Source organism: Bartonella sp. AP57NXGY (genome assembly GCF_042195805.1).
Classification (GTDB): domain Bacteria; phylum Pseudomonadota; class Alphaproteobacteria; order Rhizobiales; family Rhizobiaceae; genus Bartonella.
In genome coordinates, this window is sequence record NZ_JBHIOZ010000435.1 from 1 (window position 1) to 872 (window position 872).

General features: G+C 42.2%; 1 protein-coding gene and 2 pseudogenes. All 3 read left to right on the plus strand.

All coding sequences use genetic code 11. From position 1 onward, the window contains the following. Positions 1–143: 143 nt before the first annotated feature. Positions 144–341 (plus strand): annotated as a pseudogene (locus tag ACFIL8_RS11315) (phage tail protein); the annotation flags it as partial. 9 nt (positions 342–350) lie between these two features. Beyond that, on the plus strand, positions 351–584 hold the full coding sequence (locus ACFIL8_RS11320; protein ID WP_375611072.1) for a hypothetical protein: 234 nt from the start codon (positions 351–353) through the stop codon (positions 582–584). Between the two features lie 21 nt (positions 585–605). Further along, positions 606–872, plus strand: a pseudogene (locus ACFIL8_RS11325) (hypothetical protein); the annotation flags it as partial.

Genomic DNA, 872 nt, shown 5'->3' on the forward strand with positions numbered 1-872 from the left:
CCAGCCCCGCTTATGCCGTGCAAGCAAATGGGTTTGTTTGATTCAATATAAACAGACTTGAAATGAGAGAATCTTACGTTATTCGAGACTCTCATTCAACATACAAAACAGTGAATTATCATTATAAATCAGTGTGTTGTAGGTTTACAGAAAAAGATAAGCCGCCGCGTTTACCTTGGTTTATCAGGAGCCCCTTTGCTAATTTTTTATATTATTCAACGCCTATAACAGACGGTCTGAATGACAGAGAGCATCATGAACATCATCTCATGGCAGAGAGGGTTGGTGGTGTTGAAACGCGCCCCGTTAATGTGAGTGTAATTTATGGGATCAAGACATGAGGAGTTGAAATGTCATTAAAACCGTTTGCGATATCAGAGATTAGCGACCCGTCTCAAGTACGGGTCGTTTTGTATTCTGGGGGAGGTTTTGTACATGCGCCGCTTACTGGCGTTTTTGATTTACTGAAAGCCGCTTTGAAAACAGAGCTTGATGGTTCACTGAAAGATTTAGAGAAGCGCTTAGAGACCTTAAGAGAAGAGTTTGAAGATTTGAAAGAGTGTTCATTAGACGAAGTGCTCTGAATGATGTGAGGACGAAAACAGATGAAGATACCCGATCATGAACATGAATATTTGATACCTGTTGCAACGAAAGAAGAAATGATAGCAGGAACTTCTCAAGACAGCGTTGTTGTTCCAAAGCTTTTAGGGACGGCATCTTTGTATTCGTATGAAACCTTTGCGCCGTTAGAGCAGGTTGTTAATGCACGTCAAGAAGCAGAAAAAGCCATGTCGCGTGCGAATGGTGCGCAACAGGTTGCAGAAGAATCGAAGAGGGTTTCGGAACAAGCGCTTAGCGAAGTGACGAAA

What these genes read in the sequence shown, in the direction of transcription:
- ACFIL8_RS11320 (WP_375611072.1), top strand. Translation starts at nt 351, where the DNA reads ATGTCATTAAAACCGTTTGCGATATCAGAGATTAGCGACCCGTCTCAA.